The organism is Streptomyces sp. NPDC006691 (genome assembly GCF_042869955.1).
Taxonomy (GTDB): Bacteria; Actinomycetota; Actinomycetes; order Streptomycetales; family Streptomycetaceae; genus Streptomyces.
The window spans coordinates 42,582-66,229 of the sequence record NZ_JBIAGW010000020.1 but is presented as its reverse complement, the minus strand read 5'-3'; the positions used below and the strand labels follow the sequence as shown (position 1 = coordinate 66,229).

Genomic DNA, 23,648 nt, shown 5'->3' with positions numbered 1-23,648 from the left:
GGGCCGGGTGGGTCCTTCGACCCCTTAGGCTCGTTCCCCGTGAGTACCGGCACAGCAGCGGCGCGGGCCGGCACCGTTTGCGCGGTGCGGGGCCTGGTCAAGACGTACCCCGCGACCCGGGGCCGGCGCGGTGCGCCCGGTACGCCCGAGGTGCGGGCCACCGACGGGATCAGCCTCGAAGTGCACCGCGGCGAGGTCTTCGGGCTGCTCGGGCCCAACGGCGCCGGGAAGTCCACCCTGGTGCGCCAGCTGACCGGGCTCATGCGGCCCGACGCCGGCTCGGTCGACGTCCTCGGCCACGACCTGGTGCGCCACCCCGAACGCGCGGCCCGGCTCATCGCCTACCTCGGCCAGGAGTCCACCGCGCTGGACGAACTCACCGTCTCGCTCGCCGTCGAGACCACCGGCCGGCTGCGCGGGCTCCCCCTGCGCGAGGCCCGTGCCGAACGCGACGCCGTCCTCGCCGAACTGGGTCTCGACGAGTTCGCGGGGCGCCCGCTCAAGAAGCTCTCCGGCGGTCAGCGGCGGCTGGCCTGCTTCGCCACCGCCCTGGCCGGCGAGCGCCCCGTCCTCGTCCTGGACGAGCCCACCACCGGCATGGACCCGGTGGCCCGGCGCGCGGTCTGGGCCGCCGTCGACCGAAGGCGGGCCGAGCGCGGCGCGACCGTCCTGCTCGTCACCCACAACGTCATCGAGGCCGAGACCGTCCTCGACCGGGTCGCCGTCATCGAGCGCGGCCGGGTGATCGCCTGCGACACCCCCGCGGGGCTCAAGGCCCGCGTCGCCGACGAGGTGCGGGTCGAGCTCGTGTGGCGCGACCGTGCCCCCATCGAGGTCCCCGAGGTCGCCGCACTGCGCGCCGAGGCCCAGGAGGCCGGCCGGCGCTGGACGCTGCGGCTCAGCCCCGAGCGGGCCCGGGCCGCCGTCGCCACCGTCACCGGCGGTCCCGCCTTCGCCGCGCTCGACGACTTCACCCTGGCCACGCCGAGCCTGGAAGACGTCTACCTCGCCCTCGGCGGCCGTACGGAAGGGCTGGTGAAGGCGTGAGCGCCATTCCGCTGGAGAGCAGCGTGGAGACCGTGGCCGGCCGGGCCCCGGCGAGCGGCGCCACCCCGCGCCCGGGCGCCTCGCACGCGGCCCCGCTCGCCCCCCGCGCCCGTCTGCTGCCCGCCCTCGCCGCGGTCTACCGCGCCCAGCTCTCCCGCGCCCGGGTGGCCCGGATCCCGCTCCTGTTCGTCGCGACCTTCCAGTCCGTCGGCATCATGATCCTGATGCGGGGCGTGGTGGACGGCGGCAGCGAGGCCCGTTCGGTGGTGGCCGGCTCCAGCGTGCTCGTCGTCGCCTTCGTCGCGCTCAACCTGCTCGCCCAGTACTTCGGCCGGCTGCGGGCCGACGGCGGCCTCGACCACTATGCGACGCTGCCCGTGCCGCCCGCCTCGGTGGTCCTCGGCACCGCCGCCGCGTACGCCTCCTTCACCGTGCCCGGCACGTTCGTCACCGCCGTCTTCGGCTGCGTCCTGTTCGGGCTCCCGATGGCGCATCTGTGGATCCTGGCCGCGGTGGTCCCGCTCGCCGGCGCCGCGCTCTCCGGACTCGGCGCGGCCCTCGGACTGCTCGCGCCCCGGCAGGAACTCGCCACGCTGTTCGGTCAGTTGGGGATGTCGGCGGCGCTGCTGCTGGGCGTGCTCCCGGCGTCCCGGATGCCGGGGCCGATCGCGTACGCACGTGATCTGCTGCCGTCCACCTACGGTGTGGAGGCCTTCGCGCACAGCTTCGACGCGCACCCCGACTGGGCTCTGATCGGGCTCGACCTCGGCGTGTGCGCGGCCGTGGGGGTCGTCTCGCTCGCCGTGGCGGCCTGGGCCTACCGCCGGGCGGCGGTCCGGTGAGGCAGCCCACAGACACGCCTGGCACGATGTCAGGGTGACCGCACCTCTGACACCGCCCCATGAGCAGCCCCCGGGAAACGACCCGTGGCAGACGCACGCCGGGGGCGCACACCCCGAACCCAGTGAGGGGGCGTTGGCCATGCGGAAGGACCTGCGGGACGCGGCGATCGTCGCCGTCGCGGTGACGGTGGCCGGAGTGGCGCTCGGACTGCTGTGGCTGTGGCTCGCCCCGCGCGTGCCGCTGATCGCCGACGACAAGGCCGTCTTCCTCAAGGACACCGAGGGGGAGGAGGCGATCGGCGGTGACGGAACGTTCATCTTGCTGGCGCTCGGGCTCGGCGCGCTGAGCGCCGCCGCGGTCTTCCTGTTCCGCCGCAAGGGCGGCATCGCCCTGGTCGCCGGGCTCGCGGTCGGCAGCCTGCTCGGCTCGGTCCTCGCCTGGCGCCTGGGCATCTGGCTCGGGCCGAACCAGGACGTGGTGGCCGCCGCGAAGGCGGCCGGGCCGGGCGTCACCTTCGACGCCCCGCTGAAGCTCGACGCCAAGGGCGCGCTGCTCGCCTGGCCGGTCGCCGCCATGGCCGTCCACCTGGGCCTCACGGCCCTGTTCGGGCCCCGGGACCCGGATCCCGTGTGGCAGGTGCCGCCGCTGGACCCGGGACCGGGAAAGCCGGACTCCTCCGGCCTCTAGAGGCCCCGGACCACACTCGTCCGGCCTCCGGAACGGGCTCGGGCCGGTCCCCGGAAGGACGGGCCCGGCCGCTCGAACGGGCTCAGGCCGGGCGCCTTCCGTGGTTGGCCCGGCCCTTCTTGACGCGCCACTTCCGCTTACGGGTCCGCTTCGACATGGGCGTACCTCCCGCCCTCGGTGTCTAGTCGAGTACGCGAGGTACGTCGAGGTGCTGAACGCGCCCGATCGGGGCCATCAGCGCCCCGGTGAGGGCCGCCAGGTCGGCGGGGGACAGCTCGACCTCCAGGCCCCGGCGGCCGGCCGAGACGCAGATCGTCGCGTGCCCGGACGCCGAGTCGTCCAGGACCGTGCGCAGCTTCTTGCGCTGGCCCAGCGGTGAGATGCCGCCCCGCACGTAGCCGGTGGTGCGCTCGGCGGCCGCCGGGTCGGCCATCGCGGCCCGCTTGCCGCCGACCGCGGAGGCCAGCGCCTTGAGGTCGAGCGATCCGGCCACCGGAACCACGGCCACCGTCAGCTCGCCGTCCACGTCGGCCACCAACGTCTTGAACACCCGCTCCGCGCTCACCCCGAGTGCCTGCGCCGCCTCCTCGCCGTAGGAGGCGGCGGCCGGGTCGTGCTCGTAGGCGTGCACGGTGAAGGCGGTGCCCGCCGCCGTCAGGGCCACCGTCGCCGGGGTGCCCCCGCTCTGCTGCTTCTTCTTGGCCAAGGCGGCCCTCCGGTCGGTCAGTTGGGGCTGGTCGGGGAGCGCGTCAGATCCACCGCGGGCAGCGAGGGCAGATGGCGGATGACCGCGGTCTCCTTGCGCAGCAGTTGCAGTTCCTCGCGCAGCCGGGTCGCCGTGTCCGGTGCCTGGAGCAGCCGCTGCTTGGCCGGGACGTCCAGGACGGCGGCCGCGGCGACGAGGTAGGACACCACCGAGGGCTCGTCGGGGAGGTCCGCGGTGCCGGCGAGCGAGCGCTCCCGGGCGCCCGCGAGGCGCTTCTGGTACGAGCGGAACGCGCGGAGCACGCCCTCGGCGAGCGCGCCCGCCTCCTCGCCCGGCTCCTCCGGGATCTCCTCGACCTCGGCCGTCAGATACGGCCCGCTCGCGTCCACCGACAGGATGCGGATCCGGGTCGTGCCGGTCGCGAGCACCTCGAAGCTGCCGTCCGGGCGCTCCCGGATCGTGGCCGCGTCCGCGACACAGCCCACCCGGTGGAACGCCTGGGCGGGGTCGGCGCCGAAGCCCGCGGCGGGGCCCTTCTCGGCCGTCGCGGTCGGGTCCGGCAGGCCGGGCGAGGTCGGTGCGACCTCGCGGCCGTCCCGGATCGCCACGACGGCGAAGCGGCGCGGCTCGTCGCCGTCCTCGCCCTCGGAGGGGCCTGATGCGTCGGTGCCGGTCTTCAGCAGATCGCGCATCATGGCGCGATAGCGCTCCTCGAAGATGTTCAGCGGCAGGACGAGGCCGGGGAACAGGACCGAGTTGAGCGGGAAGAGCGGGAGGCGTGCGGTGGTCACAACGCTCAAGCGTAATGGCCGCCGGAGCGGGCTCGTCCGGGCTTGGGGCGCTCGCGCCCCCACGGCGTGCCCGCGGCGGCCTCGGTGCGGACGAACTCGCGGAGTTCCAGGTACTGGCCCAGGGGATCGGCGGCCAGATGCAGCCAGGGGAAGGAGGTGGCATACGGCCCGATGCGCCGGAATTCCTCCAGCGTCTCCGGCCAGCGCCGGCGCATGACGAGGACGTAGGCGAGCAGATTGCGGACCTCGGCCGGCCACGGGTCGCCCGGCTCGTAGGCGGCGGACAGCTCGATGCCGAGATCGGCCGCCGCGTCGATCCGCTCGTACGGGATGGCGTGGCCGCCGCCGCCCACCAGATAGGCGAAGGCCGCGCGGGCCGGGAGTGCCCGGATCAGGGAGCCCGGCAGGGAGTCCTCGGCGGCCCGCTCGGCGAAGTCGAAGCACTCGCGGTGCGAGCCGTACCACTGGGCGGACAGGTATTGGAGCGCCGCCACATGGCAGCCGTAGTGGTGCGAGGAGCGGCGTATGGCCTCGCCCCACAACTCCTCGAAAACGGTGTGCGGCGCATGTGTGCCCCGGGCATGGTCCAGGGCGATCCGCCACGGCACCGGGTCGGCGGGGTCGCCCTCGGCCGCCGAGTGGATCAGCGGGGCCACCTCGCGCAGCTGCTCGGCCCGGGCGGGCGAGCCCCAGGCCCGCACGATCGCCAGCTCGGCCTTGACGAGCAGGGCGTCCGGGTCCCGGGGGCATGCGGCCAGCCAGTTGGCGAGCCACTCCGGCCGGCTCACCGCGAAGGCGGCGAGCCGGACCGTGTAGCGGTCGCGGTTCTCCCACTCGGCCAGTTCGCGGGTGGTGGCGAGGAGCTTGGCCGCCTGCTCGTACTCGCCGAGCGCGGCCGAGACCAGCGCGGGGGCGAGCCGGGCGTCGGGGGCGTCCAACAGCACTTCCCGGCCATCGGGCAGACCCGTGGCGAGAAGTGGTGTGTGCCTGGCCCGCCGTGCGGTGCGGATCAGCGCGGATACGAATGTCATGGTGCGGACCATTGAAATCCGCAGGTGGGGGCGGCGCCAGGGGGTCCACTGTGAAGCTTTCGTATCGGTGGTGAGGGTTGTACGACCCGGGGTCAAGGACCGGCAAATTCAGCCGCGGACGGCCGCGCGGGGAGCCCGTGAAGACTTCGCGCGGAGCTCGCGAAAACGCCCCGGCCGGCCCCGCGCCGGGACCTCGGGGCAGGCCCCCGGGCGCGCTCTGCGCAGGCGTGCCACCCGGGTGCCTCCCGGACACGTCCCGGAGCCCTCCCGAGCGCCTTCCGGCAGGTCAGCCCCGGCGCAGCAGCCGGGAGGCGCCCGCCGCCACGGTCGTCGCCAGGATCCAGCCGAGCATGATCAGCAGCGCCGCCGCCCACTGCCAGGCGCCGGACAGCCTCCAGTAGCCGTCCTGGCCCAGGTTGACCACCGGGATGAGGAGGTCGAGCGCGTAGAGCGCCGCGTTCCAGTCCGGGTGCTCGTCGGCCTTGATCGGCCGCGGGTCGTAGTGCGAGAAGGCGAGGGTGCCCGCCGCCCACAGCACCGCCATCCACAGCGCGGCCCGGCCCGGCCGGTACCCGTACGCCACCGTCAGGTCCTGGAGCACGCCCCACGCCTTCGCGGCCAGCGGCAGCGTCTCGCGGCGTCTGCGCTGCTTGGCGAGGAGCACCTCACGGGCGTCCGCGTCCTCACCGCAGCCCCGCAGCACCGTGGCGAGGCGCTCGTACGGCTCGGGCGCGTACTCGGGGGTCGCCGCGGTCACCCAGCCGAGCCGCTGGGCGAGCGTGAAGGTGCCGATCGGGATGAGGTTCTCGTAGGCGAATCCGTTCATCGTCAGATGCCCGGGGCCGGGCCAACTGGCCGCCATGTCGACCAGGTTGACCACTCGGGCCCCGGACAGGACGACCTTGCCGCGCTCGGGGCGCTGGCCGGTGAAGCGCAGCTCCGGGGTCTGGATGCGGCGCAGCGACAGTTCCTGGGTGTCGGTCATCACCACCCGGGACTGCGCCAGGTCCACCGCGTCCCCGAACCTCCCGTCGTCCAGGCGCAGCCCGCCCCGGCATTCGAACGGCTGGATCAGGGTCCCCCGGACGGGCGTGTTGGTGTAGTTCGTCCCGTACGGGGGAGTGGTGCCCGCCTGGTTGCCGCTCGGGTAGACGGCCGCCGAGGTCAGGTACAGGGTGCGCTCCACGGTCAGCTGCGGTGCGTTGAGCGCGCGCTGGCCGTCCGGGTTGATCAGGCGGCTGCCGCGCAGGCTCAGGGTCACCCCGATCTTCGCGGCCCGCAGGCTCAGCTCCCCGTACGACTCGATGAGGTCGGCCTGGAGGTCCTGCGCGACCGCGAGCCCGTCGGCCGCGATCGAGCGGCCGTTGCGGTCGGCGTGCACCACGACCTGGCTGAGCAGGAGGTCGGTGCCGATGTGCGCGTCGGTCAGGCGGATGCCGCCCGCGACCCGGCAGCGCGGCAGGTGCAGATCGCCCTCGGTGGTCAGCCGGGCCGCCTCCAGGCGCGGAATCGCGCAGCTCACCATGCGTACGGTCGTGAAGTGGGCCTCGGGGAGCAGGACTTCGTTCTCGAACCGGCAGTTGTTCAGTTCGACGTACGGAGTGACCGTGCCGCCGGACAGGTTGAGCGTGCCGGTGATCTGCACGCCGTTCAGCTTCAGGGCCGCGACCCGGCCCGGCAGCGCGGGCGGCCCGCTCAGCAGGAGCAGCGCCACCACCCGGGCCCGCACGCTGCGCTCGGGGCCCCAGGGCCGGGCCGCGAACGGATCGTCGCGCACCGGATTGCGGGTGCGCAGATCGTAGGTGCTGCCGTTGCGGAAGGCCTGCCACATGCCCAGCTCCGCCGGACTGAGCCAGTCCGGTGCCTCACCCGGATCGGGCGCCTCGGTCAATGCCGTCCCCCTCGCGGTCCACCCTGAGTCCACCCTGACAGGAGGAACGCTAGTGGCCACGGGTGACAGGGCGTGACCCCCGGGTTGCGTATCAGCCACTGATACAGGCGTCCAGTGCTCCGGGGGCGTCTGAGAGAATTGGTCACGTGATCTCCCGAATCGATCTGCGCGGCAACACCCTCCCCGAGGGTGGCGCCCTGCGCGACCTGCTGCCCCGTGCCGAGTTCGACGTGGAAGCCGCCCTGGAGAAGGTGCGGCCCATCTGCGAGGACGTGCATCATCGCGGCACGGCGGCGCTGATCGAGTACGCGGAGAAGTTCGACGGCGTGACGCTGGAGCGGGTGCGGGTGCCCGCCAAGGCGCTCAAGGACGCCCTCGACCAGCTCGACCCGCAGGTCAGGGCCGCTCTGGAGGAGTCGATCCGGCGGGCCAGGATCGTCCACCGCGCCCAGCGCCGCACCACCCGCACCACCCAGGTCGTGCGCGGCGGCTCGGTCACCGAGAAGTGGGTGCCGGTCGAGCGCGTGGGTCTGTACGCGCCCGGCGGACGCTCGGTCTACCCGTCCTCCGTGATCATGAACGTGGTCCCGGCGCAGGAGGCCGGCGTCGGCTCCATCGCGCTCGCCTCGCCGCCGCAGAAGGAGTTCGACGGCCTTCCGCACCCCACGATCCTGGCGGCCTGCGCGCTGCTCGGCATCGACGAGGTGTACGCGGCCGGCGGCGCCCAGGCCGTCGCGATGTTCGCCTACGGGACCTCGGGCCCGGACGGGTGCCCGCCCGCCAACATGGTGACCGGCCCCGGCAACATCTGGGTCGCCGCCGCCAAGCGCTACTTCACCGGCCGCATCGGCATCGACACCGAGGCCGGCCCCACCGAGATCGCCGTCCTCGCGGACGACACCGCCGACCCGGTGCACGTCGCGGCCGACCTGATCAGCCAGGCGGAGCACGACCCGCTGGCCGCCGCCGTCCTGGTCACCGACTCGCCCGCGCTTGCCGAGGCGGTCGAGAAGGAGCTGGAGCCGCAGGTCGCGGCCACCAAGCACATCGAGGACCGGATCAAGCCGGCGCTGGCCGGACGGCAGTCCGCGATCGTCCTGGTCGACTCCCTGGAGGACGGCCTCAAGGTCGTCGACGCCTACGGCGCCGAGCACCTGGAGATCCAGACCGCCGACGCCGCCGCCGTGGCCGACCGGGTCCGCAACGCGGGCGCGATCTTCGTCGGCCCCTGGGCGCCGGTCTCGCTCGGCGACTACTGCGCGGGCTCCAACCACGTGCTGCCCACCGGCGGCTGCGCCTGCCACTCCTCGGGCCTGTCCGTGCAGTCCTTCCTGCGCGGCATCCACATCGTGGACTACACCCGCGACGCGCTCGCCGAGGTGGCCCACCACGTGGTGACCCTGGCCGAGGCCGAGGACCTGCCCGCGCACGGTGCGGCTCTCAAGGCACGCTTCGAGTGGAAGGTGCCGAACGCATGACGAACGCCGAAAGCACGACGGACGCACAGCGCCTGACGCACGCCGGGCACACGCCGGACGCCGACCGTCCGACGACCCTCGACGACCTCCCCGTACGGGACGAGCTGCGCGGCAAGTCCCCTTACGGGGCGCCCCAGTTGGACACCCCCGTCCAGCTGAACACCAACGAGAACCCCTACCCGCTGCCCGAGCCGCTGGTCGAGCGGATCGCCGAGCGGGTCGCCGAGGCGGCCCGCGGCCTCAACCGCTACCCGGACCGGGACGCGGTGGAGCTGCGCACCGAGCTGGCCAGGTACCTCACCCGCACCGGCAAGCACCCGGTCGCGGTGGAGAACGTGTGGGCGGCCAACGGGTCCAACGAGGTCATCCAGCAGCTGCTCCAGACCTTCGGCGGCCCCGGCCGCACCGCGATCGGCTTCGAGCCCTCGTACTCGATGCACGCGCTGATCGCCCGCGGCACCGGTACCGGCTGGATCTCCGGGCCCCGCAACGAGGACTTCACCATCGACCTCGACGCGGCCGAGCGGGCCGTCGCCGAGCACACGCCGGACGTCGTCTTCATCACCTCGCCCAACAACCCGACGGGCACCGCGGTCGCCGCCGAGACGGTCCTCGCGCTGTACGAGGCGGCCCAGGCCGCCGGGCCCTCGATGGTGATCGTGGACGAGGCGTACGTCGAGTTCAGCCACCGCGACTCGCTGCTCCCGCTCATCGAGGGCCGCCCGAACCTGGTCGTCTCGCGGACCATGTCGAAGGCCTTCGGCGCGGCCGGACTGCGCCTGGGCTACCTCGCGGCGCACCCCGCGGTGGTCGACGCGGTGCAGCTGGTCCGCCTTCCCTACCACCTGTCCGCCGTCACCCAGGCGACCGCGCTCGCGGCCCTGGAGCACACGGACACCCTGCTCGGCTATGTCGAGCAGCTCAAGGACGAGCGGGACCGCCTGGTCACCGAGCTGCGGGCGATCGGCTACGAGGTGACCGAATCGGACGCCAACTTCGTCCAGTTCGGCCGCTTCGACGACAGCCACGCCATGTGGCAGCGGATCCTCGACCGGGGCGTCCTGGTCCGGGACAACGGGGTACCGAGCTGGCTGCGGGTCACCGCGGGCACCCCGGCCGAGAACGACGCGTTCCTCGACGCGGTCCGTCAACTCAAGAAGGAGCAGAGCGCATGAGCCGCGTTGGCAGGGTGGAACGCACCACCAAGGAGACGTCCGTCCTCGTCGAGATCGACCTCGACGGCAGCGGAAAGGTCGATGTGTCGACGGGTGTCGGCTTCTACGACCACATGCTCGACCAGCTCGGCCGGCACGGCCTGTTCGACCTCACGGTCAAGACCGACGGCGATCTGCACATCGACACCCACCACACCATCGAGGACACCGCGCTCGCGCTCGGCGCCGCCTTCAAGCAGGCCCTCGGCGACAAGATCGGCATCTACCGCTTCGGCAACTGCACCGTCCCGCTGGACGAGTCGCTCGCCCAGGTGACCGTCGACCTGTCGGGCCGCCCCTACCTCGTGCACACCGAGCCCGAGAACATGGCGCCGATGATCGGCGCGTACGACACGACGATGACCCGGCACATCTTCGAGTCCTTCGTGGCCCAGGCGCAGGTCGCGCTGCACATCCACGTACCGTACGGACGCAACGCGCACCACATCGTGGAGTGCCAGTTCAAGGCGCTCGCCCGGGCTCTGCGCTATGCCTCCGAGCGTGACCCGCGCGCTGCCGGAATCCTTCCTTCCACCAAGGGTGCCCTGTAAAGCATGAACGGTCTCAACACCATCCTGATCGTGCTCGGCCTCTTCCTGATCGGCGGAATCATCTCCTTCGTCAAGCAGGGGATGCCGAAGAGCCTGATCGTCCTCCTGTCGTTCGGCGCCGTGATGTGCCTGGCCGCCGGCATTCTGCGACTGGACGTCTGGTCATGAGCGCACCCGCCAAGAAGGTCGTCGTCTTCGACTACGGGTTCGGCAACGTCCGCTCTGCCGAACGGGCCCTGGCCCATGTCGGGGCCGACGTGGAGATCACCCGCGACTACGACCGGGCCATGAACGCCGACGGGCTGCTCGTCCCCGGTGTCGGCGCGTTCTCCGCCTGCATGAAGGGGCTGCGCGACGCCCGCGGCGACTGGATCGTGGGGCGCCGGCTCTCCGGCGGCCGCCCGGTCATGGGCATCTGCGTCGGCATGCAGATCCTCTTCGAGCGCGGCATCGAGCACGGCGTGGAGACCGAGGGCCTCGACGAGTGGCCCGGTGTCGTCGCCCCGCTCAAGGCCCCCGTCGTGCCCCACATGGGCTGGAACACCGTGGAGGCGCCCGAGGACAGCGAGCTGTTCGCGGGCCTGGACGCCGAGGCCCGCTTCTACTTCGTGCACTCCTACGCCGTGCACGACTGGAGCCTCGAAGTCACCAACGCCAAGATCCGTGCCCCCAGGGTCAGTTGGGCCACCCACGGCGAGCCGTTCGTCGCCGCGGTGGAGAACGGTGCCCTGTGGGCCACCCAGTTCCACCCCGAGAAGTCCGGCGACGCCGGAGCCCAGCTGCTCACCAACTGGATCGGAACCCTGTGATGGCCCCCAAGCTCGAACTCCTCCCCGCCGTCGACGTCCGCGACGGCCAGGCCGTGCGCCTGGTCCACGGCGAGTCCGGCTCCGAGACCTCCTACGGCTCGCCCCTGGAGGCGGCCCTGGCCTGGCAGCGCTCGGGCGCCGAGTGGCTGCACCTGGTCGACCTGGACGCGGCCTTCGGCACCGGCGACAACCGCGCCCTGATCGCCGAGGTCGCGGGCGCCATGGACATCAAGGTCGAGCTGTCCGGCGGCATCCGCGACGACGCCTCGCTCGCGGCCGCCCTCGCCACCGGCTGCACCCGCGTCAACCTCGGCACCGCGGCCCTGGAGACCCCCGAGTGGGTCGCCAAGGTCATCGCCGAGCACGGCGACCAGATCGCGGTCGGCCTCGACGTGCGCGGCACCACGCTGCGCGGCCGCGGCTGGACCCGCGACGGCGGCGACCTGTACGAGACGCTCGCCCGCCTCGACACCGAGGGCTGCGCGCGGTACGTCGTCACCGACATCGCCAAGGACGGCACGCTCCAGGGCCCCAACCTGGAGCTCCTGAAGAACGTCTGCGCGGCCACGGACAAGCCGGTCGTCGCCTCGGGCGGCGTCTCCTCGCTCGACGACCTGCGGGCCATCTCCGAGCTCGTCCCGCAGGGCGTCGAGGGCGCGATCGTCGGCAAGGCCCTCTACGCGAAGGCCTTCACGCTCGAAGAGGCGTTGAAGGCGGTCTCGGCATGAGCGACGAGGTCCGCAAGATCTCCTCCGGCGCCCCCTGGGAGGAGCGCTTCGGCTACTCCCGCGCGGTGGAGCTCCCGAACGGCCTCGTCCTGGTGGCCGGTTGTACGTCGACGGTCAACGGCCGCATCGACGAGGGCGGCCCCTACGAGCAGACCGTCACCGCCTTCGGCGTCGCCGTCCAGGCCCTGGAGTCCCTGGGCCTCGGCCGCGAGGACGTGGTCCGCACCCGTATGTACATCACCCATGCCCGGGACGTCGACGATGTGGGCCGCGCCCACAAGGAGCTGTTCGACGACGTACGCCCGGCGGCCACGATGCTGATCGTGTCCGGCTTCGTCGACCCGAGCCTGGTCGTCGAGGTCGAGGTGGAGGCCTACCGGCGGACGGCGGGCGCGTCATGACCCTCGCGGTACGCGTGATCCCCTGCCTGGACGTGGACAACGGCCGGGTCGTCAAGGGCGTCAACTTCCAGAACCTGCGCGACGCCGGCGACCCGGTCGAGATGGCCAAGCTGTACGACGCCGAGGGCGCCGACGAGCTGACGTTCCTCGACATCACGGCGTCCTCCGGCAACCGCGAGACCACGTACGACGTGGTGCGCCGCACGGCGGAGCAGGTCTTCATCCCGCTCACCGTCGGCGGCGGCGTACGCAGCGCGGACGACGTGGACAAGCTGCTGCGGGCGGGCGCGGACAAGGTGGGCGTGAACACGGCCGCCATCGCGCGGCCCGACCTGATCCGCGAGATCGCGGAGCGCTTCGGCCGCCAGGTGCTGGTCCTCTCGGTCGACGCCCGGCGTACGGAGTCCGGCTCCTTCGAGGTGACGACGCACGGCGGCCGCAAGGGCACGGGCATCGACGCGGTCGAATGGGCGCACCGGGCCGCGGAGTTGGGGGCCGGGGAGATCCTGCTCAACTCGATGGACGCGGACGGCACGAAGGACGGCTACGACACGGAGATGATCGCGGCGGTCCGCCGCCATGTCACCGTGCCGGTGATCGCCTCGGGCGGCGCGGGCCGTCTGGAGCACTTCCCGCCGGCGATCGCGGCGGGCGCGGACGCGGTCCTGGCCGCCTCCGTCTTCCACTTCGGCGACCTGCGCATCGCGGAGGTCAAGGAAGCCCTGGCGAAGGCGGGCCACCCGGTCCGCTGACCCCGGCCTCCCCGAAGGGCCCGGCACGCATGAGCGTGCCGGGCCCTTCGACGTGTGCGGCTGCTCGGCGGTACGACGGCCATCGCGGGCCTCGCGTACGCCCCCTCGGTGGCGCTCGCCGCCGGCGCCGGGGTCCTCATCGGACTGCTCGCCGGACTGAGCGGGGCCCTGTGCGGGGCCCTGTTGCAGACCGCCACGGACCCCGCCTACCTGGGCCGGGTCACCGCGGTGGCCTCCCTGTTCACCATGGGTATCGCACCGCTGGGCTATCCCCTGGCGGGCGCGGCCATCGGCCTCTGGGGCACCACGCCGGTGTTCCTGGCCGGCGCGGGCGTGTGCGCGACGGGTGCGGTGACCGGCCTTGCCTCCGGCCACCTGCGCAGGGCAGAGCTCCCGCGCTGAGCCCCGGCCCCGGCCCATCCCCTCCGCGCCGAGCCCCGCCGGACCCCCCCGCGCGCCGAGCCCCCGTCCGGCCCTAGAGCCCGAGCTTCGCCTCAAGCGCCCGGGTCGAGGCCTCCTTCTCGCCCTCGATCTCGACCTGCGCCGCCTCCTGACGCCCGTACGCGAACAGCGTCAGCTCGCCCGGCGCGCCGGTGACCGTGACCACCGGGGTGCCCTTGTGCGCCACCACCGTCTGGCCGTCCGGGCGGCGCAGCACGATGCCCACCGGCGACTTGCGGCCCATCAGCCGGGCCGCCTTCTCCAGCCGGGACCACAGCGCGTCCGAGAACACCGGGTCGAGTTCGCGGGGCGTCCAGTCGGGCTGGGCCCGGCGGACGTCCTCGGCGTGCACATAGAACTCCACCGCGTTGGCGCCCTCGTCGACCTGCTTGAGGCTGTACGGGGAGAACTTCGGGGGGCCGGTGCGGATCAGCTGGATCAGTTCCTCGTACGGCTTGGCGGCGAATTCCGCCTGGACCCGGTCGAGGCGGTTCTTGAGCGCGCCGATCAGGATCCCGCCCGCCGCGTCCAGGCGGCGCTCGCGCACCACGACATGGGCCGCCAGTTCGCGGGCCGTCCAGCCCTCGCAGAGGGTCGGTGCCTCGGGGCCCGCCGCCTCCAACAGGTCGGCGAGCAGAAGCCGTTCACGCTTTGCATGGGTCGACATGTCCGCCAGCGTACGGCCGCCGGGGTCGTCCGGACAGTGGACGCACCGCTCGGAAGCCCTCGCGGCCACGGCAGAATGGGGGCATGACCAGCAATCTCGACCCCGCCATCGCCGCCCGCCTCAAGCGCGGCGCGGATGGTCTGGTCCCGGCCATCGCCCAGCAGTACGACACCGGCGAGGTGCTCATGCTCGGCTGGATGGACGACGAGGCCCTGCACCGCACCCTGACCACCGGACGCTGCACGTACTGGTCGCGCAGCCGTCAGGAGTACTGGGTCAAGGGGGACACCTCGGGCCATGTCCAGCACGTGAAGTCGGTCGCCCTGGACTGCGACGCGGACACCGTCCTGGTCAAGGTGGACCAGGTGGGCGCGGCCTGCCACACCGGGGACCGCACCTGCTTCGACGCCGACGTGCTCGACCTCGGGAAGTAGTCATGGACCTCGACACCTTCCGCAAGCTCGCCGTCGACCGCCGCGTGATCCCGGTCCACCGCCGCCTCCTCGCGGACGGCGACACTCCGGTCGGCCTGTACCGCAAGCTCGCGGCGGAGCGCCCCGGCACCTTCCTCCTCGAATCGGCCGAGAACGGCCGTTCCTGGTCGCGGTACTCCTTCGTCGGCGTACGGTCGGACGCCACCCTCACCGTGCGCGACGGGGAGGCCCACTGGCTCGGCACACCGCCGGTCGGGGTCCCCACTTCGGGTGATCCTCTGGCGGCCCTGAAGGCCACCGTCGAGGCCCTGCACACCCCGCGCGACCTGGTCGCCGGAATGCCGCCCTTCACCGGCGGGATGGTCGGCTACCTCGGCTACGACATCGTGCGGCGCCTGGAGAAGATCGGCGAGCACGGGGGCGACGACCTCCGGCTGCCCGAGCTGACCATGCTGCTGACCTCGGACCTCGCGGTGCTCGACCACTGGGACGGCTCGGTCCTGCTGATCGCCAACGCGATCAACCACAACGACCTCGACACCGGCGTGGACGAGGCCTACGAGGACGCCGTGGCCCGGCTGGACGCGATGGCGGCCGACCTCGCGAAGCCCGCCGAGTACGCGCCGGTCGCCCTGCCCGCCTCGGAGCTGCCCGAGTACACCGCGCTGTGGGGCGGGGCGGCCTACCAGGACGCCGTCGAGGACATCAAGGAGCGCATCCGGGCCGGCGAGGCCTTCCAGGTCGTGCCCTCGCAGCGCTTCGAAACCCCGTGCCGCGCAAGCGCGTTGGACGTCTACCGGGTGCTGCGGGCCACCAATCCGTCGCCGTACATGTACCTGTTCCGGTTCGACGGCTTCGACGTCGTCGGCTCCAGCCCCGAGGCCCTCGTCAAGGTGGAGGACGGGCGGGCGATGCTGCATCCGATCGCCGGGACCCGGCCGCGCGGCGCCACCCCGCAGCGCGACCAGGCGCTCGCCGACGAGCTCCTGGCCGATCCCAAGGAGCGCGCCGAGCACCTCATGCTCGTCGACCTCGGCCGCAACGACCTGGGCCGCGTGTGCGAGCCGGGTTCGGTGGAGGTCGTGGACTTCATGTCGATCGAGCGGTACTCCCATGTGATGCACATCGTGTCGACGGTGACCGGCCGGGTCGCCGAGGGACGCACCGCGTTCGACGTCCTGACGGCCTGCTTCCCGGCCGGCACGCTCTCCGGTGCCCCCAAGCCCCGCGCGATGCAGATCATCGAGGAGCTGGAGCCCGGCCGCCGCGGGCTCTACGGCGGCTGCGTCGGCTACCTCGACTTCGCCGGTGACTCCGACACCGCGATCGCGATCCGTACCGCGCTGCTGCGGGACGGCACCGCGTACGTGCAGGCCGGAGCCGGCGTGGTCGCCGACTCCGACCCGGTGGCGGAGGACGACGAGTGCCGCAACAAGGCGGCCGCCGTCCTGCGCGCGGTCAACACGGCCAACCGGCTCAGCCGGTGAACGCGGCGGTCCCGTTCGGGGTGCCGAGCCCCGACGGGCCGTCGTAGCCGCTGCCTCCCTTGCACAGGTAGGCCGGCGAGCAGCTGCCGTTCGAGCCGCTCGTCACGTCGTTGAGCGAACCGGTGTGGGCGTACGGGAACGAGGCCGGGGTGGAGCCCGAGGACGGGACGCCCGCCAGCGCGTACACCGCGGCGATCAGCGGCGAGGACGCGCTGGTGCCGCCGAACACCTCCCAGCCCGGGTCGCCGCCGTAGGTGTCGTACACCGCGACACCCGTGTTCGGGTCGGCGACCGCCGAGACGTCCGCGACGGTCCGCTTCGAGCAGCCGGTGTCCTTCTGCCAGCTCGGCTTCGCGTCGTACGCCGAGCAGCCGGAACCGGCGCCGCTCCACACGCTCTCGGTCCAACCCCGGCTGTTCGAGGCCGAGTTGAGCGACGTGCCGCCGACCGCGGTGACATAGCGGGAGGCCGCCGGGTACTCGGTGCCGTAGCCGCCGTCACCGGAGCTCACGGTGATGGCGACGCCCGGGTGGTTGAAGTACTGGCTGTCGTAGGACGTGTCGGAGGACGACTCGCCGCCGCCGTAGCTGTTGGAGACGTACTTGGCGCCGAGCGAGACCGCCGTGTTGACGGCCGTGCCCAGGTTCGCCATCGAGGCGGACTTGGCCTCGACGAGCAGGATCTTGCAGTTCGGGCAGGCCGCGCTGACCATGTCGAGGTCGAGGGATATCTCCTCGGCCCAGCCCGCGTCCGCGCCCGGCAGTGTCGACGTGCCGGTCTGACCGACCTTCTTGAAGCAGCCGTTGGCCACGGTGCAGGCCGGAAGTCCGTACTGGGAGCGGTACTTGGCGAGGTCGGCCGCCGCGTTGGGGTCGTCGTAGGCGTCGACGATCGCCACCGTGCGGCCCGAACCGGCCGTCGAGGAAGGCAACTTGTAGGCGGACTGGAGCGAGGACGGGCCGTAGCCGGACGGCGCGGCCGCGCCGGTCAGGGCGCGTTCGGCGCCGGCCGACTGCACCGTGCCGCCGGTCACCTTCAGCGCCTTGCAGGCCATGACGTCCTTCTGCGTCGGGGCCGCACAGGAGCGCACGGTGGTGACGTGTGCGCCGGTGGAAGGGGTCGCTGCCTGGGCGAGGGGAGTGGCCAGGGCGAGCGCTGCCGCGGCCAAGGTGGCGGCCAGGGCGGTGGGGGAGAGGGATCTGCGCAACTTACTGCCTCCGTGTGGTGGGTGAACCAGGAGTCGTGCGGGTGCGCTGGGCCGGCCGCGCCGCGTGGTGCGCGACCCGGACCGGCGGTGAACCTAGGCTGACTGGGCCATGCCAACAAGGAGCGCGCCGGAATCTCTATCGCCGCTTTGCCTTCGCGGCCCGTTCGGGAGCAGTTCGCGGGCGGTTCGAGGGGGCCCGATGGTTGTTCGATGGCCGAGCGCTTGCCCGCTCTTGGTGCCTCGCACGGCGCGGCCCGGGTGCCGGCGTGGCGTGCTCGGCCCGCCTCCCGGCCCCCGCCGGGCGCCGCGAGGCGGGCCCCGGGTGAGGGTTCGGGGCGCGCGCAGGTGATAGTGGAGTACGTGAGTGCCGCATCCGTACCCCAGCCCCGTGCCGAAGCCGCCGCGCCGTCCGCCCGCGGCGGCGGCCGCCGCAGCCTGGCCGTCGCACTGCTCGCCGGAGCCGTCGGCGCCGCCGTCGTCCTCCTGGCCTCCAGCCAGGTCTGGACGCGCGGCAACGCCTCCGTCGGCGGAGGCGGCGTGCTGTCGCTGGAGGCAACCGGCGGCGCCACCACCGGGGTGCCCTCCGCCCTCGCGATCGTCGGGCTCGCCGCCCTGGTCGCGGTCTTCGCGGTACGCGGCGCCGGCCGGATCATCGTCTCCGCGCTGCTCACCCTCAGCGGCGCCGGCGCCGCCGCGACCGCCTGGCTCGGCGTCGGCGACAGCACGGCCCTGGACGAGAAGGCGGCCAAGGTCAGCGGCGACGCGGCCGCCACCGCCGGCGCGCTCACCCACACCGGCTGGCCCTACGTCGCCGTCGTCGGCGGCGCCCTGCTGCTGCTCGCCGGGCTCCTCGCGCTCCGCTGCGGCGCGGCCTGGCCCGCGATGGGCGGCCGTTACGAGCGCGACGGCACCCCCCGCCCGCGCAAGGCGCGCACCGCGCCCGACCCCGAGCGCCCCGAGGAACTCTGGAAGGCGCTCGACCGCGGCGAGGACCCGACGCGCGAGAGCTGACCCCCGCACTCACCCACCCGCCCCGGTGCGGGACAATGGCAGCGAGCGTCGGGTTCGACGACAGCGGCCGAAGCGACACGTCGCCGAAACCGGGCCGGTGACATCGCCGGCAGCGCCGACGACGACAACGCCGACAACACGGAAACACCTACGAGGAGCAACCCCCATGGCGAAGAGCGGCCACGGCCACACCCCGGCAGCATGGACCGGTGTCATCATTGCCTTCATCGGATTCTGCGTGACCTGCGTCTTCATAGTGGCCGCCAACCCGGTGGGCTTCTGGGCCGGCATCGCACTCCTCGGCATCGCCGCCGTCGTCGGCGGGATCATGAAGATGGCCGGCCTCGGCACCCCGAAGGACACGCCCGAGATCCAGCGCATGCGCGAGGACGCGGCCGCCAAGGTGCGCGCCCGCCTTGAGGCCCAGGTCGGCTGACCCCGTAGGCCACCGTGTGAGGCGCAGCCCCCAGGGGCTGCGCCTTTCCCCGTGAACGGCGACAATCGCCCCGTGGACGCACCCCGCCCGAACCGGACCGCCCCGCCGAACCCGGCGTACCCGACCGCCCCGCCGAACCCGCCCGCACACCCGGCGTATCCGGCGTACCCGACCGCCCCGCCGAACCCGGCCGCGCCCGCACACCCGGCGTATCCGGCGTACCCGACCGCCCCGCCGAACCCGGCCGCGCCCGCACACCCGGCGTACCCGGCCGCCCCGGTCGGCACCCCGCTGCGCAGGCTCCTGGTGCCGCTCGGCACGCTCGGCGCGGTGGCCTCGGCGTTCGCGTACGTGGGCCTGGTGGACCCGAACGAGCCGGGCCACTACCCGGTCTGCCCGCTGTACCGGTTCACCGGCCTCTACTGCCCGGGCTGCGGCGGGCTGCGCAGCGCCCACGACTTCATCACGGGGCACTTCGCGGCGGCGCTGCACTCCAACGCGATGGCCGTCGCCGGCTATCTGCTCTTCGGCGTGTGCTGGGTGCTGTGGGCCGTCCGCTCGGCCCGCGGTCTGCCGCTGCGGATCGCGCCGAGCGACCGCCAGTGGTGGCTCGTCGGGGCCGCCGTACTGCTCTTCTCGGTGGTCCGGAATCTGCCGTTCGGCTCCGTACTCGCGCCATGACGGACCGATAAACCCGCAGGTGACGTCCCAATTATTGGGACGCCGCGCAACCGGATGCGATCCCTTGGGCCCGGTGCGGATACCATCGTCATGGCTGATCGTGACCGCTACTGGGGGTCACCCTCGTTCTGACCGACATCACCGTCCCGGAAGGGGGCCGCTCGCGTGAGTGTGCTCGACGAGATCATCGAAGGCGTCCGCGCCGACCTCGCAGAGCGGCAGGCACGGGTCAGCCTCGACGAGCTCAAGGAGCGCGCCGCCAAGGCGCCCGCGGCCCGTGACGGCGTCGCGGCCCTGCGCGGCGAAGGCGTCAAGGTCATCTGCGAGGTCAAGCGCTCCAGCCCCTCCAAGGGTGCGCTCGCCGCCATCGCCGACCCGGCCGCCCTCGCCGCCGACTACGAGGCGGGCGGGGCGTCCGTCATCTCCGTGCTGACCGAACAGCGCCGCTTCGGGGGCTCGCTCGCCGACCTGGAGGCCGTCCGCGCCAAGGTCGACATCCCGGTCCTGCGCAAGGACTTCATCGTCACCGCCTACCAGCTGTGGGAGGCCCGTGCGTACGGCGCCGACCTGGCGCTGCTCATCGTCGCCGCCCTGGACCAGCCGGCCCTGGAGTCGCTGATCGAGCGCGCCGAGTCGATCGGGCTCACGCCGCTGGTCGAGGTGCACGACGAGGACGAGGTCGACCGGGCCGTCGAGGCCGGCGCCAAGATCATCGGCGTCAACGCGCGCAATCTGAAGGACCTCAAGGTCGACCGCACCACGTTCGACCGGGTCGCCCCGGAGATCCCGGACCACATCGTGAAGATCGCCGAGTCCGGCGTCCGCGGCCCGCACGACCTCATCGCCTACGCCAACGCGGGCGCCGACGCGGTGCTGGTCGGCGAGTCCCTGGTCACCGGCAAGGACCCCCGCGCGGCCGTCGCCGATCTGGTTGCCGCCGGCGCCCACCCCGCTCTGCGCCACGGCCGGAGCTGACCCATGGCCCTCTCCGTCCGCCTCGCACCCGGCTGCCGCCCCCGCGGCTGCCGCGCTCCGGCGCGCCGGGTGCACGGACGGCGCGTGCGCTATGTGATCGGCTCGGAGCCGGGCCAGGTCAACGGCATGCGATGGCGCGGCGGCCCGAGCGCCGCGTGAGCCGCGCCCCGGACGGGGCGCGGGGAAGTGACCCGTGCGACTCCGTCGCGTGGGCGCTACCGGCCCCCCACGGCTGGTAGTCGCACACTTCCGTGATCACCTGCGGCGCTTGGGCGCATCCACATCCCAGGCCAACCCAGGACCGGGGGCCCCAACGCCCCCCGCGAGGAATCCGCATGCCCAACGAGACCGACTTCTTCGTACCCGACCCCGAGGGTCAAGTCCCCAGCGCCGAAGGGTACTTCGGCGCGTACGGCGGCAAATTCATCCCCGAGGCGCTGGTCGCCGCGGTGGACGAGGTGGCCGTCGAGTACGACAAGGCCAAGCACGACCCGGCCTTCGCCGCCGAGCTCAACGACCTGATGGTCAACTACACCGGCCGGCCCAGCGCCCTGACCGAGGTGCCGCGCTTCGCCGAACACGCGGGCGGCGCCCGGGTGTTCCTCAAGCGCGAGGACCTCAACCACACCGGCTCGCACAAGATCAACAACGTGCTCGGCCAGGCGCTGCTCACCAAGCGCATGGGCAAGACCCGCGTCATCGCCGAGACCGGCGCCGGCCAGCACGGTGTCGCCACCGCCACCGCCTGCGCCCTGTTCGGCCTCGAATGCACCATCTACATGGGCGAGATCGACACCCAGCGCCAGGCCCTGAACGTGGCCCGGATGCGGATGCTCGGCGCCGAGGTCATCCCGGTCGCCTCCGGCAGCCGCACCCTCAAGGACGCCATCAACGAGGCGTTCCGCGACTGGGTCGCCAACGTCGACCGCACCCACTACCTCTTCGGCACGGTCGCGGGCCCCCACCCCTTCCCCGCGATGGTCCGCGACTTCCACCGCGTGATCGGCGTCGAGGCCCGCCGTCAGATCCTGGAGCGCGCCGGACGCCTGCCCGACGCGGCCGTGGCCTGCGTCGGCGGCGGCTCCAACGCGATCGGCCTCTTCCACGCCTTCATCCCGGACGCCTCCGTACGCCTCGTCGGCTGTGAGCCCGCGGGCCACGGCGTCGAGACCGGCGAGCACGCGGCGACCCTGACCGCGGGCGAGCCCGGCATCCTGCACGGCTCGCGCAGTTACGTCCTCCAGGACGAGGAGGGCCAGATCACCGAGCCCTACTCGATCTCGGCGGGTCTGGACTACCCGGGCATCGGCCCCGAGCACTCCTACCTCAAGGACACCGGCCGCGGCGAGTACCGCGCGGTCACCGACGACGCGGCGATGCAGGCCCTGCGGCTGCTCTCGCGCACCGAGGGCATCATCCCGGCGATCGAGTCGGCGCACGCGCTCGCGGGCGCGCTCGACGTCGGCAGGGAGCTCGGCAAGGACGGCCTGATCCTGATCAACCTGTCCGGCCGCGGCGACAAGGACATGGACACGGCCGCGCGCTACTTCGGCCTGTACGGAAGCGACGCCGACACCGAGGTCGCCCCCGACGCGGCCGGCTTCGCCGAGATCGAGGGAGACGCCAAGTGAGCGGGAACGTACAGCTGTTGAGCGACACCCTCGCCAAGGCGAAGGCCGAGGACCGGGCCGCGCTCGTCGCCTATCTGCCGGCCGGCTTCCCGACCGTCGACGGCGGCATCGAGGCGGCCAAGGCCGTCTTCGACGGCGGCGCCGACATCGTCGAGGTGGGTCTGCCGCACAGTGACCCGGTCCTGGACGGACCGGTCATCCAGACCGCCGACGACATCGCCCTCAAGGGCGGCGTGAAGATCGCCGACGTGCTGCGCACGGTCCGCGAGGCCCACGCGGCCAGCGGCAAGCCGGTCCTGGTCATGACGTACTGGAACCCCATCGACCGCTACGGCGTGGAGCGCTTCACCACCGAGCTCGCCGAGGCGGGCGGCGCCGGCTGCATCCTGCCCGACCTGCCGGTCCAGGAGTCCGCGGTGTGGCGCGAGCACGCCGAGAAGCACGGCCTCGGCACGGTCTTCGTGGTCGCCCCCAGCAGCCGTGACGAGCGCCTCGCCACGATCACGGCGGCCGGCTCCGGCTTCGTGTACGCGGCCTCGCTGATGGGAGTCACGGGCACTCGGGAGTCGGTCGGCGCCTCGGCCGAGGACCTGGTGGCCCGGACCCGGGCCACCACCGAACTCCCGGTCTGCGTCGGCCTCGGCGTCTCCAACGCCGTCCAGGCCAAGGAGGTCGCGGCCTTCGCCGACGGCGTGATCGTCGGCTCGGCCTTCGTCAAGCGCATGCTGGACGCCCCCGACCACGCGGCGGGCCTCGCCGCCGTACGGGAACTGGCGGCCGAGCTGGCCGAAGGCGTTCGCAGGGCGCCGTAACGCGCGCTTCGCACAGCTCACCCGTACGGGTGGAAGTGGGACCGGGGAGGCACGAGCGTGCCTCCCCGGTTCGTTGCTGCGGGTGTGAGTGACAAGAACCCCGATGCGAAAAGGGCCGCGCGCGACCGGCTCGTCCAAGAACGTGAGCAGCACAAGGCGGGCGAGCGCCGCCGACGGCAGCTGATCGTGGCCGGCGCCGTGGTGGGCGTGCTGGCCCTGGCCGCGGTGATCGGCGTGATCGCCGCCAACGCGGGCGGCGGCGACAGCGCCAAGAACGCCGCCACCAACGGCCCGGTCGTGGCGCCCACCGGAGCCGAGGGCAAGGACAAGCTGGCCATCCCGGTCGGCGCCGCCGACGCGCCGTCCACCCTCACGGTGTGGGAGGACTTCCGCTGCCCGGCCTGCGCCGCGTTCGAGAACGGCTTCCGCTCGACGATCCACGAGCTGGAGAACAAGGGCCAGATCCGCGTCCAGTACCACCTGGCCACCCTCATCGACGACAAGACCCGTGGCGGCGGCTCGCTCCACGCGGCCAACGCGGCGGGCTGCGCGCAGGACCAGGGGAAGTTCTCCGCGTACCACGACGTGCTCTACACCAACCAGCCCGACGAGATGGACGACGCGTACGCGGACAACGCCAAGCTGCTCGATCTGGCCAAGAAGGTGCCGGGCCTGGACACGGCCGGTTTCCGCTCCTGCGTCGAGAACGGCACGCACAACAGCTGGGTCGTGAAGTCCAACGAGGCGTTCCAGGCGGGCAAGTTCAACGGCACGCCGACCGTGCAGCTCAACGGCGAGGCGATCTTCCCGGCCAAGGGCACCGAGCAGATCACTCCGGCCAACCTGAAGAAGTGGGTGGCCGCGGCGAACAAGGGCAAGCCGGCCGGAAAGGCGAGTCCGGCCTCCTGAGGTCCGGGGCCTCTCGTTACTCATAAGT

28 protein-coding genes are annotated in these 23,648 nt (G+C 72.8%); 22 read left to right on the top strand and 6 right to left on the bottom strand.

Annotated elements, in window-relative coordinates; translation table 11 throughout:
• Positions 1-39 precede the first annotated feature (39 nt).
• Genes ACFYNP_RS31780 through ACFYNP_RS31770 form a run of 3 tightly spaced genes read left to right on the top strand, consistent with a single transcriptional unit; the run spans position 40 to position 2,577 of the window.
• Complete coding sequence (locus ACFYNP_RS31780) at positions 40-1,047, top strand: ABC transporter ATP-binding protein (protein ID WP_388790377.1); 1,008 nt, start codon at positions 40-42, stop codon at positions 1,045-1,047.
• Positions 1,048-1,079: 32 nt separating this feature from the next.
• Complete coding sequence (locus ACFYNP_RS31775) at positions 1,080-1,889, top strand: ABC transporter permease (protein WP_388790477.1); 810 nt, start codon at positions 1,080-1,082, stop codon at positions 1,887-1,889.
• 34 nt (positions 1,890-1,923) lie between these two features.
• A complete protein-coding gene (locus tag ACFYNP_RS31770; RefSeq protein ID WP_388415175.1) occupies positions 1,924-2,577 on the top strand; it encodes a hypothetical protein in 654 nt (217 codons plus the stop codon).
• 181 nt (positions 2,578-2,758) lie between these two features.
• On the opposite strand, the gene ybaK is transcribed toward ACFYNP_RS31770, so the two are convergent.
• From ybaK to ACFYNP_RS31750, 4 genes are all read right to left on the bottom strand, one after another.
• Entirely contained in the window at positions 2,759-3,283 is a 525-nt protein-coding gene (gene ybaK / locus ACFYNP_RS31765) for a Cys-tRNA(Pro) deacylase (protein ID WP_388415177.1), read from the bottom strand.
• A gap of 17 nt (positions 3,284-3,300) precedes the next feature.
• Positions 3,301-4,074, bottom strand: coding sequence for an LON peptidase substrate-binding domain-containing protein (locus ACFYNP_RS31760; RefSeq protein ID WP_388790374.1), 774 nt, complete (start codon positions 4,072-4,074; stop codon positions 3,301-3,303).
• A gap of 5 nt (positions 4,075-4,079) precedes the next feature.
• Complete coding sequence (locus tag ACFYNP_RS31755) at positions 4,080-5,105, bottom strand: hypothetical protein (protein WP_388415182.1); 1,026 nt, start codon at positions 5,103-5,105, stop codon at positions 4,080-4,082.
• A 286-nt stretch (positions 5,106-5,391) separates the two neighbouring features.
• The gene (locus ACFYNP_RS31750; protein ID WP_388415185.1) at positions 5,392-6,996 is read right to left on the bottom strand and encodes an oxidoreductase; all 1,605 of its coding nucleotides are present in this window, start codon (positions 6,994-6,996) and stop codon (positions 5,392-5,394) included.
• A 146-nt stretch (positions 6,997-7,142) separates the two neighbouring features.
• Between ACFYNP_RS31750 and hisD the strand changes: the two genes are divergently transcribed.
• The 9 genes from hisD to ACFYNP_RS31705 are packed head-to-tail and all read left to right on the top strand — an operon-like array spanning position 7,143 to position 13,331.
• A complete protein-coding gene (hisD, locus tag ACFYNP_RS31745; RefSeq protein ID WP_388790372.1) occupies positions 7,143-8,474 on the top strand; it encodes a histidinol dehydrogenase in 1,332 nt (443 codons plus the stop codon).
• On the top strand, positions 8,471-9,649 hold the full coding sequence (locus ACFYNP_RS31740) for a histidinol-phosphate transaminase (protein WP_388790369.1): 1,179 nt from the start codon (positions 8,471-8,473) through the stop codon (positions 9,647-9,649). Before hisD ends, ACFYNP_RS31740 begins: the two co-directional genes overlap by 4 nt.
• The gene (gene hisB, locus ACFYNP_RS31735) at positions 9,646-10,239 is read left to right on the top strand and encodes an imidazoleglycerol-phosphate dehydratase HisB (protein WP_388790367.1); all 594 of its coding nucleotides are present in this window, start codon (positions 9,646-9,648) and stop codon (positions 10,237-10,239) included. The genes ACFYNP_RS31740 and hisB overlap by 4 nt, the downstream gene beginning before the upstream one ends.
• A 3-nt stretch (positions 10,240-10,242) precedes the next feature.
• Positions 10,243-10,407 (top strand): hypothetical protein, encoded by a 165-nt coding sequence (locus tag ACFYNP_RS31730; RefSeq protein ID WP_167153854.1) that lies wholly within the window; start codon positions 10,243-10,245, stop codon positions 10,405-10,407.
• Positions 10,404-11,048, top strand: a complete 645-nt coding sequence (gene hisH / locus ACFYNP_RS31725; protein WP_388415196.1) for an imidazole glycerol phosphate synthase subunit HisH — start codon at positions 10,404-10,406, stop codon at positions 11,046-11,048. The genes ACFYNP_RS31730 and hisH overlap by 4 nt, the downstream gene beginning before the upstream one ends.
• Positions 11,048-11,776 carry a bifunctional 1-(5-phosphoribosyl)-5-((5-phosphoribosylamino)methylideneamino)imidazole-4-carboxamide isomerase/phosphoribosylanthranilate isomerase PriA gene (priA, locus tag ACFYNP_RS31720; protein ID WP_388415199.1) on the top strand — a complete coding sequence of 243 codons (729 nt, stop codon included), beginning with the start codon at positions 11,048-11,050 and terminating at the stop codon, positions 11,774-11,776. Before hisH ends, priA begins: the two co-directional genes overlap by 1 nt.
• A complete protein-coding gene (locus ACFYNP_RS31715; protein WP_388415202.1) occupies positions 11,773-12,177 on the top strand; it encodes a RidA family protein in 405 nt (134 codons plus the stop codon). The genes priA and ACFYNP_RS31715 overlap by 4 nt, the downstream gene beginning before the upstream one ends.
• Complete coding sequence (hisF, locus tag ACFYNP_RS31710) at positions 12,174-12,929, top strand: imidazole glycerol phosphate synthase subunit HisF (protein WP_388415205.1); 756 nt, start codon at positions 12,174-12,176, stop codon at positions 12,927-12,929. The genes ACFYNP_RS31715 and hisF overlap by 4 nt, the downstream gene beginning before the upstream one ends.
• 54 nt (positions 12,930-12,983) lie before the next feature.
• Positions 12,984-13,331 carry a hypothetical protein gene (locus ACFYNP_RS31705; protein ID WP_388790365.1) on the top strand — a complete coding sequence of 116 codons (348 nt, stop codon included), beginning with the start codon at positions 12,984-12,986 and terminating at the stop codon, positions 13,329-13,331.
• Positions 13,332-13,404: 73 nt separating this feature from the next.
• Here ACFYNP_RS31705 and ACFYNP_RS31700 read toward each other — a convergent pair whose 3' ends face one another.
• Entirely contained in the window at positions 13,405-14,037 is a 633-nt protein-coding gene (locus ACFYNP_RS31700) for a TIGR03085 family metal-binding protein (protein ID WP_100574535.1), read from the bottom strand.
• Between the two features lie 83 nt (positions 14,038-14,120).
• Between ACFYNP_RS31700 and hisI the strand changes: the two genes are divergently transcribed.
• Both hisI and ACFYNP_RS31690 read left to right on the top strand, forming a co-directional pair.
• On the top strand, positions 14,121-14,471 hold the full coding sequence (gene hisI, locus ACFYNP_RS31695; RefSeq protein WP_100574534.1) for a phosphoribosyl-AMP cyclohydrolase: 351 nt from the start codon (positions 14,121-14,123) through the stop codon (positions 14,469-14,471).
• A 2-nt stretch (positions 14,472-14,473) separates the two neighbouring features.
• Positions 14,474-15,958 (top strand): anthranilate synthase component I, encoded by a 1,485-nt coding sequence (locus ACFYNP_RS31690; protein WP_388415215.1) that lies wholly within the window; start codon positions 14,474-14,476, stop codon positions 15,956-15,958.
• Here the strand turns inward: ACFYNP_RS31690 and ACFYNP_RS31685 are convergent.
• Positions 15,948-17,165 carry a peptidase S8 gene (locus tag ACFYNP_RS31685; RefSeq protein ID WP_388415217.1) on the bottom strand — a complete coding sequence of 406 codons (1,218 nt, stop codon included), beginning with the start codon at positions 17,163-17,165 and terminating at the stop codon, positions 15,948-15,950. The two genes, ACFYNP_RS31690 and ACFYNP_RS31685, sit on opposite strands and share 11 nt — an antisense overlap.
• Before the next feature lie 351 nt (positions 17,166-17,516).
• On the opposite strand from ACFYNP_RS31685, the gene ACFYNP_RS31680 reads away from it, so the two are divergent.
• The 8 genes from ACFYNP_RS31680 (at position 17,517) to ACFYNP_RS31645 (ending at position 23,620) form a co-directional block, all read left to right on the top strand.
• A complete protein-coding gene (locus tag ACFYNP_RS31680; RefSeq protein WP_388790474.1) occupies positions 17,517-18,176 on the top strand; it encodes a TIGR02234 family membrane protein in 660 nt (219 codons plus the stop codon).
• Between the two features lie 166 nt (positions 18,177-18,342).
• Positions 18,343-18,612, top strand: a complete 270-nt coding sequence (locus ACFYNP_RS31675) for an HGxxPAAW family protein (protein ID WP_100574530.1) — start codon at positions 18,343-18,345, stop codon at positions 18,610-18,612.
• 72 nt (positions 18,613-18,684) lie between these two features.
• Positions 18,685-19,293 carry a DUF2752 domain-containing protein gene (locus tag ACFYNP_RS31670; protein ID WP_388790362.1) on the top strand — a complete coding sequence of 203 codons (609 nt, stop codon included), beginning with the start codon at positions 18,685-18,687 and terminating at the stop codon, positions 19,291-19,293.
• 165 nt (positions 19,294-19,458) lie between these two features.
• Complete coding sequence (gene trpC, locus ACFYNP_RS31665; protein ID WP_388415226.1) at positions 19,459-20,268, top strand: indole-3-glycerol phosphate synthase TrpC; 810 nt, start codon at positions 19,459-19,461, stop codon at positions 20,266-20,268.
• Between the two features lie 3 nt (positions 20,269-20,271).
• On the top strand, positions 20,272-20,427 hold the full coding sequence (gene trpM, locus ACFYNP_RS31660; RefSeq protein WP_384496735.1) for a tryptophan biosynthesis modulator TrpM: 156 nt from the start codon (positions 20,272-20,274) through the stop codon (positions 20,425-20,427).
• Positions 20,428-20,603: 176 nt separating this feature from the next.
• Complete coding sequence (trpB, locus tag ACFYNP_RS31655; RefSeq protein ID WP_388415230.1) at positions 20,604-21,899, top strand: tryptophan synthase subunit beta; 1,296 nt, start codon at positions 20,604-20,606, stop codon at positions 21,897-21,899.
• Positions 21,896-22,711, top strand: a complete 816-nt coding sequence (gene trpA, locus ACFYNP_RS31650) for a tryptophan synthase subunit alpha (protein WP_388790359.1) — start codon at positions 21,896-21,898, stop codon at positions 22,709-22,711. The genes trpB and trpA overlap by 4 nt, the downstream gene beginning before the upstream one ends.
• Before the next feature lie 84 nt (positions 22,712-22,795).
• Positions 22,796-23,620 carry a DsbA family protein gene (locus ACFYNP_RS31645; protein WP_388415236.1) on the top strand — a complete coding sequence of 275 codons (825 nt, stop codon included), beginning with the start codon at positions 22,796-22,798 and terminating at the stop codon, positions 23,618-23,620.
• The last annotated feature ends 28 nt before the right edge of the window (positions 23,621-23,648 follow it).

Coding starts and splice junctions, on each gene's coding strand:
- hisH (WP_388415196.1), top strand. CDS start 10,404: ATGAGCGCACCCGCCAAGAAGGTCGTCGTCTTCGACTACGGGTTCGGC.
- ACFYNP_RS31740 (WP_388790369.1), top strand. CDS start 8,471: ATGACGAACGCCGAAAGCACGACGGACGCACAGCGCCTGACGCACGCC.
- hisB (WP_388790367.1), top strand. CDS start 9,646: ATGAGCCGCGTTGGCAGGGTGGAACGCACCACCAAGGAGACGTCCGTC.
- ACFYNP_RS31675 (WP_100574530.1), top strand. CDS start 18,343: ATGGCGAAGAGCGGCCACGGCCACACCCCGGCAGCATGGACCGGTGTC.
- ACFYNP_RS31715 (WP_388415202.1), top strand. CDS start 11,773: ATGAGCGACGAGGTCCGCAAGATCTCCTCCGGCGCCCCCTGGGAGGAG.
- ACFYNP_RS31730 (WP_167153854.1), top strand. CDS start 10,243: ATGAACGGTCTCAACACCATCCTGATCGTGCTCGGCCTCTTCCTGATC.
- trpB (WP_388415230.1), top strand. CDS start 20,604: ATGCCCAACGAGACCGACTTCTTCGTACCCGACCCCGAGGGTCAAGTC.
- ACFYNP_RS31755 (WP_388415182.1), bottom strand. CDS start 5,105: ATGACATTCGTATCCGCGCTGATCCGCACCGCACGGCGGGCCAGGCAC.
- ACFYNP_RS31700 (WP_100574535.1), bottom strand. CDS start 14,037: ATGTCGACCCATGCAAAGCGTGAACGGCTTCTGCTCGCCGACCTGTTG.
- ACFYNP_RS31690 (WP_388415215.1), top strand. CDS start 14,474: ATGGACCTCGACACCTTCCGCAAGCTCGCCGTCGACCGCCGCGTGATC.
- hisI (WP_100574534.1), top strand. CDS start 14,121: ATGACCAGCAATCTCGACCCCGCCATCGCCGCCCGCCTCAAGCGCGGC.
- priA (WP_388415199.1), top strand. CDS start 11,048: ATGGCCCCCAAGCTCGAACTCCTCCCCGCCGTCGACGTCCGCGACGGC.
- trpM (WP_384496735.1), top strand. CDS start 20,272: ATGGCCCTCTCCGTCCGCCTCGCACCCGGCTGCCGCCCCCGCGGCTGC.
- hisF (WP_388415205.1), top strand. CDS start 12,174: ATGACCCTCGCGGTACGCGTGATCCCCTGCCTGGACGTGGACAACGGC.